Origin of the sequence: Mesorhizobium sp. M5C.F.Ca.IN.020.32.2.1 (assembly GCF_004023105.1) — a bacterium.
GTDB classification, from domain to species: Bacteria; Pseudomonadota; Alphaproteobacteria; order Rhizobiales; family Rhizobiaceae; genus Mesorhizobium; species Mesorhizobium wenxiniae.
The window spans coordinates 1-4,974 of the sequence record NZ_RZSX01000474.1 but is presented as its reverse complement, the minus strand read 5'-3'; the positions used below and the strand labels follow the sequence as shown (position 1 = coordinate 4,974).

Annotated in this window: 6 protein-coding genes; 2 read left to right on the top strand and 4 right to left on the bottom strand. The window is 60.3% G+C overall.

Annotated features, from left to right (window positions below):
- On the bottom strand, window positions 1-778 hold a 778-nt coding region (locus EOA86_RS22075), incomplete at its 3' end, for a DUF262 domain-containing protein (protein ID WP_164891899.1).
- A gap of 117 nt (window positions 779-895) precedes the next feature.
- Between EOA86_RS22075 and EOA86_RS22070 the strand changes: the two genes are divergently transcribed.
- Window positions 896-1,288: a hypothetical protein gene (locus EOA86_RS22070; protein WP_091595098.1), complete on the top strand. Its 393-nt coding sequence runs from the start codon at window positions 896-898 to the stop codon at window positions 1,286-1,288.
- 51 nt (window positions 1,289-1,339) lie between these two features.
- Here EOA86_RS22070 and EOA86_RS22065 read toward each other — a convergent pair.
- Window positions 1,340-2,283 (bottom strand): IS630 family transposase gene (locus EOA86_RS22065; RefSeq protein WP_164784121.1). Its coding sequence is split into 2 segments (ribosomal slippage): window positions 1,340-1,947 and window positions 1,947-2,283, totalling 945 coding nucleotides; the frame shifts between segments, so codons are not numbered across the junction.
- A 97-nt stretch (window positions 2,284-2,380) separates the two neighbouring features.
- Here EOA86_RS22065 and EOA86_RS22060 point away from each other — a divergent pair.
- On the top strand, window positions 2,381-2,875 hold the full coding sequence (locus EOA86_RS22060; RefSeq protein WP_091595100.1) for an HNH endonuclease signature motif containing protein: 495 nt from the start codon (window positions 2,381-2,383) through the stop codon (window positions 2,873-2,875).
- On the opposite strand, the gene EOA86_RS22055 is transcribed toward EOA86_RS22060, so the two are convergent.
- Together EOA86_RS22055 and EOA86_RS22050 are read right to left on the bottom strand one after the other, a co-directional pair.
- Complete coding sequence (locus EOA86_RS22055; protein WP_091595102.1) at window positions 2,826-3,359, bottom strand: very short patch repair endonuclease; 534 nt, start codon at window positions 3,357-3,359, stop codon at window positions 2,826-2,828. The two genes, EOA86_RS22060 and EOA86_RS22055, sit on opposite strands and share 50 nt — an antisense overlap.
- Before the next feature lie 136 nt (window positions 3,360-3,495).
- Window positions 3,496-4,974: DUF1998 domain-containing protein (locus tag EOA86_RS22050; RefSeq protein ID WP_128343564.1), on the bottom strand; the 1,479-nt coding region annotated here is incomplete at its 5' end.

Genomic DNA, 4,974 nt, shown 5'->3' with positions numbered 1-4,974 from the left:
TCTCCGAGAGCCGCGCTTCGTCAGTGGACTTGTTCAGCTTGTCCATGTTGGAGTCGAGGAATTTCCTGACATCGTGGCGGAACGCCAGGTAGCGGTCGCAGTAGATGAAAAAGCGCGTGACTAGCTCTTGACGCTCGCTGCGAGCGTCGACGCCCTTGGCCATATGGGGCGTCAAGCTCTTAAAGAGGTCTGATGCAGCCCTTTCAATCACCAGATCGAGGAAGGCACCGCGGTAAACGCCTTTCCGTATTTCGGCGTCTTCAAGTCGCTTTCCTGATGTGTTGAGGCGCCTGAACAGCTCAACACGGGTGCTTTCGTCGGTTCCCTGGTCCAAGACGAACGAACGTATTGGCGTGTTGTTGAGACGCCGCTGCACCGAGGGCGGCAAATCGGCGAAATGATATCCGTTCAGTATGTCTAGCTTCTCGAGACCTCTCAGCGCGAACCCATCCCGCAAATATCGTACTAGGCTTCGGATCCGTTGCGAGCCGTCAACGATCTCCAAGCGCCCCTCGACGTCATAGAGGAATACCGGAGGAACTGGGACCCTGAGGATGAGGCTCTCGATGAAATAGGAGCTTTGCTCCTCGTTCCAAGCGAGGCTTCGCTGATACTCCGGAACGTAGATGTCCCCTTCCGTCTCGGCCTCATCGCGAAATTTCGAAACCACCAGTTCGACGGAAAAGTCCGTAACAACGTACCGAGCCTCCCGGCGCACATCATCGACGATCGCAGCCACTTCGTCCGGGTCTGCCAACTGCAGTAAAAGGTTCGACATAAGGTTTTGGTCCCGACAAGATGCATAGATGTCAGATTCTTGGCATGATCGCTAGCGAGGCAGAGAATCGGAACCCTGCGTCGCTCGCCCAACACTCGGCGCCGTGAGGAAAATGTCTTGACGGCTTTCGGTGAGGATGGTCAGATACTGGACGCAGAGTTCGAGGTCGAAGAAACGGCCATCGGGGTCGACATCGTGCTTCACTCGAATGGCGGCGTCTCCCGAGGCAAGCCCGCCTACAACCCGGACTATATCGCGACCCTTGAAACCATCTTAGCCCGCCTCGCGGTGCTCGGTGGCAATCTTGAGGGGGCGTGGGTCGACAGTAAGGCCCTCGCCGACCTCGACCCGAACGACCGTCGAGTTAAATTGGAGACGGCCGACTATCCCATTCGTCTATCCGACGTTTCCGATATCGGCGAACTCAGATTGCAGATCCGCCGGAGCGTTTCAACGATCGGAAGGTCGGAACGTCGATCTGCCGGCACCGGCAATAAAAGTTACGACTAGCGGTATCTTTCGACATCCGCCCTTCTCTTCCGAGACTAGAGCGCGTCCTGTTTAATCCGGTTCATATCCTGCGGCTTTGAAGTAGTTGGCACATTCGGCTGTGGTGAAGAGGTCGACGACCGCGCCGACCGTGTCCCACAACGCCTTGATGGTTCTCTCGGCCTTTGCTCGCAGCAGCGCCTTGAGTTTGGCGAAGGCGTTCTCAATCGGGTTGAAGTCGGGACTGTAAGGCGGCAGGTAGAGCAGGCTCGCGCCTGCGGCCTCAATCGCGTCGCGCACGCCGGCGGCCTTGTGGGCGGGCAGGTTGTCCATGACAACTACGTCGCCCTCCGACAATGTCGGGACCAGCACCTGCTCGACATAGGCCAGGAACACGTTGCCGTTCATGGCGCCGTCGTAGACGAAGGGCGCAGTCATGCCCGTCAGCCGCAGCGCTCCGGTGAAGGTTGTGGTCTTCCAGTGGCCATGCGGCACGCCGGCCCGGCAGCGCTCGCCGCGCGGCGCTCTTCCACGCAGGCGGGCCATCTTTGTGGAGAGGCCGGTCTCATCGATGAACACGAGCTTCGCCGGATCGAGGTCGAGCTGGCCGTCGAACCAGTCGCGGCGCCGCTTCAGGATGTCGGGGCGATCCTGCTCCAGTGCGTGCGCGGACTTTTTTTGAATGTCCAGCCGTGGCGGCGAAGCCAGGCGCTCAAGGCGCTGCGGCTGATGCGCACCGACTGCTCGGCGACGAGCCGCTCCACCATCTCGTTCAGCGTGATGTCCTTGCGCTCCTCGATCAGCCCGACGACGAAGGCTTCATGCGCATCGAGGCTGGAGGCACGGCGGCGGCCCTGCGGGCGGGGCGCCAGTTCGCCGATCTTCGCCCGCGCAATCCAGCGGATCGCGCTGGACACTCCCACGCCGAACCGCGCCGCCGCTTGCCGCGCCGACATGCCCTCGTCCGAAGCCTTCAAGACCCGCGACCGAAGATCCACGCTCAATGCTTTTCCCATCGTCAACCTCCATCGAGGTGGACGTTGAATCAGCACAAAACGCAGCCGTCACTTCACAATCGATTCATCGATCACAGGACGTGCTCTAGAACCGGCGTTGCGGGGCGGTACCGCCACCGCACAAGCCTTCATCGACTCACTTGTCGACTTTAGTACGAACGTTGATCAGCTGCCCCTACTCGCAAGCGCACCCGACCTGCAAAACCCCGAAATACGCAAAGCGGTGTGGGATTTGACGCGCGATGCTACTCCGATCATCAAGCACCGGATTAGCCGATACGTGGAACGCGGGCCGATCGGAGCAATGGTGAAGCTAACGAACAACCACCGGTGTCAGGGCTGCGACGTCTTGGGTCAGGCTTGGGCCACGTTCTTCAAACCGGATGGTATGCCGTATGTCGAAGCTCACCACGTGGTGCAGGTATCGACACTCAGCGTTGATGTGCTGGGGCCGCAAAACGTCATTACGGTCTGTCCAAATCACCATCGCCAGCTTCACTTCGAGGTCACCACGGTGCTGCACCTTGGCGACGAATTCGAATTCATCCTCCCTCCGCACCTCGCGTTCCGGATTCGGAAGTTTTCCGTCTGAGACTAGCGTTAAAGCTTCGATGAAGGCGGTGTGGTTGGCTCATCCGCGCATCTATCGCCAGTCGCAATATTTGTAGGAGCGGCTCCAGGTAGTCGTTACGCTTTATCTCGCATTCCCACACCTCCACGACAGCCCAGCCCCGCGAACGCAGTGCGCCCGCAGCAGCGGCGTCACGCTCCCGATTGCGCCTAAACTTCTCCGTCCAGAACGCGACCCTGGACTTTGGCGTGGTCGCGAGATGGCAGCCCGGATGGCGATGCCAGAAACAGCCATGAACGAATACCACGACCTTTCGCCGGGGAAAAACGAGATCCGGCGTTCCCGGGAGGCCCTTAACATGAAGGCGGTATCGCAGACCGGCGGCATGAAGAGCCGATCGCACTTTCATCTCGGGCGACGTGTCCTTTTGCCGTACCGAACGCATTATCCTGCTGCGCTGTGAACTAACGGGATAATCGTCGTTGTCTATATGGTCACAGGTCATGGTTCTCAGTGCTCATTAGGGATGCAGCCGCCTGCGACGCTATAGGCGAACGTCGCAAAAACAGCCGCCTTCAGGCGCCAAAGTTGGCCGGACGCGCCATTCACGCTGAACCGTGCATTCCTTGAGGAGTCGACTCTCAGTCAAGTCTCACCGCAAGGAACGTCCCATCTAGACCGTTGAGAACTGAGAACGGTCGTTTAAGGCTCGTCACCTGCTCAGAGATTGAGCTAGCATGATCGTGGTGTTCGTCGGTAACTCGCCATGAGCCCATTCCCTGATCAAAGAAGATCGTGCCAGAGCCACGCGGCGTTCGAAATTCAAGGCGACGGCGGTGCGGCGCGGATTGGACTTGTGACACCTGCACTTTCGGCACCACCTCGACAAGCGATTGCTCCATAACCGCCGTACGCGTAACTAGGTCGGCCCAATCCCTATGCAACCACGGTCCTGTACGAGCCCCACCGCCGGTCTTGGCGGCGAGAGTCTGCACTTTGACGTTGGTGTCATAGTCGCTGAAGGCGGCGACCACTTCCGTCAGGAGACGGATGGACAGCGGATTGAACAGGTACTTGTCCGAATAGCGAATCTCCAAACACGGGGCAGCGAATACCTGCGCTAATTCCGTCGAGCGCGCGCGCAACAGCGCCCTGAGCCGGGCACCGAAACCCGCGGCTGGTCCGTCGAGCTCATCAGCAATCTCGAAAATGGCCTCACTGCCGCCGGCCGAGAGCAGGGCGGATACATCTAGCCGCTCCCGCGGCGCGGCAAGCGCCGTTGCACCTCGTACCACCGGAGCATCGGAGACAGAGCCCCAACCAATACCCACGGCCTTCGCGGATGCAGACGATGATGCCCAGGCGGTTAGCCCACGTGTCGAGACCACACCCGCCAGCCAGGCGTCGTTGTCGACTTCGTTTCGCGCTACGATGTCGACGCGTGCGCGCTGAGCCCATAGTACCACGTTCCGACGCGTGACGGCATCGGTAGCGGTCAGCGCGCTCGCGTCGACTGCGATCTGCACCCCGCGCCCGCGAGCGCCCCAGCGTTCCAGAACGGGCGCCATTTGCCAAGTCTCCAATTCCCACTCTGCAGGAGGCCCTGACATGAACACGACCAGTGTATTCGACGCATCGTCCCCAAGGCGGTCGGAGAGTGCTTGGGGGAGAGGTGCGGATTCATATTCGGTGGCAGGTCCGAACAGTCGGAAGCGCTTGGGAAGGTCCAGACTGCGTCCAATGGCGGTGAGTAGGGAATGCGCTGCCCTCCGGTCGGTGCCTTCGACCGCATGTTGGCTATCAACCGAGAGCACGCAGCGAGGGCAGGCGAATACTGCATCGGGATCGCCACAACGGCCCAACTTGCTGCAGTCCAGCAAGTCTCTAGCCTCGTTAAGTATGCCGATGGGATCACGAGCTATCGTGGCAGAGAAGCCGGCGCCTCCGCTCGCCCGGTCGAAGACAGCAGCGGTCCAATTGCGCTGGCCGGCAGGATGGATGGCGGGAGGCGCCGCAAAGCCCATCTCGTCAGCATCCACGCCGAGGCGACGCGCGGCCGCTTCTCTGATCGCCAAAGCCACCGTCAGCGCCACTTCACGGCTGGCGCAGTCGTAGAGTTG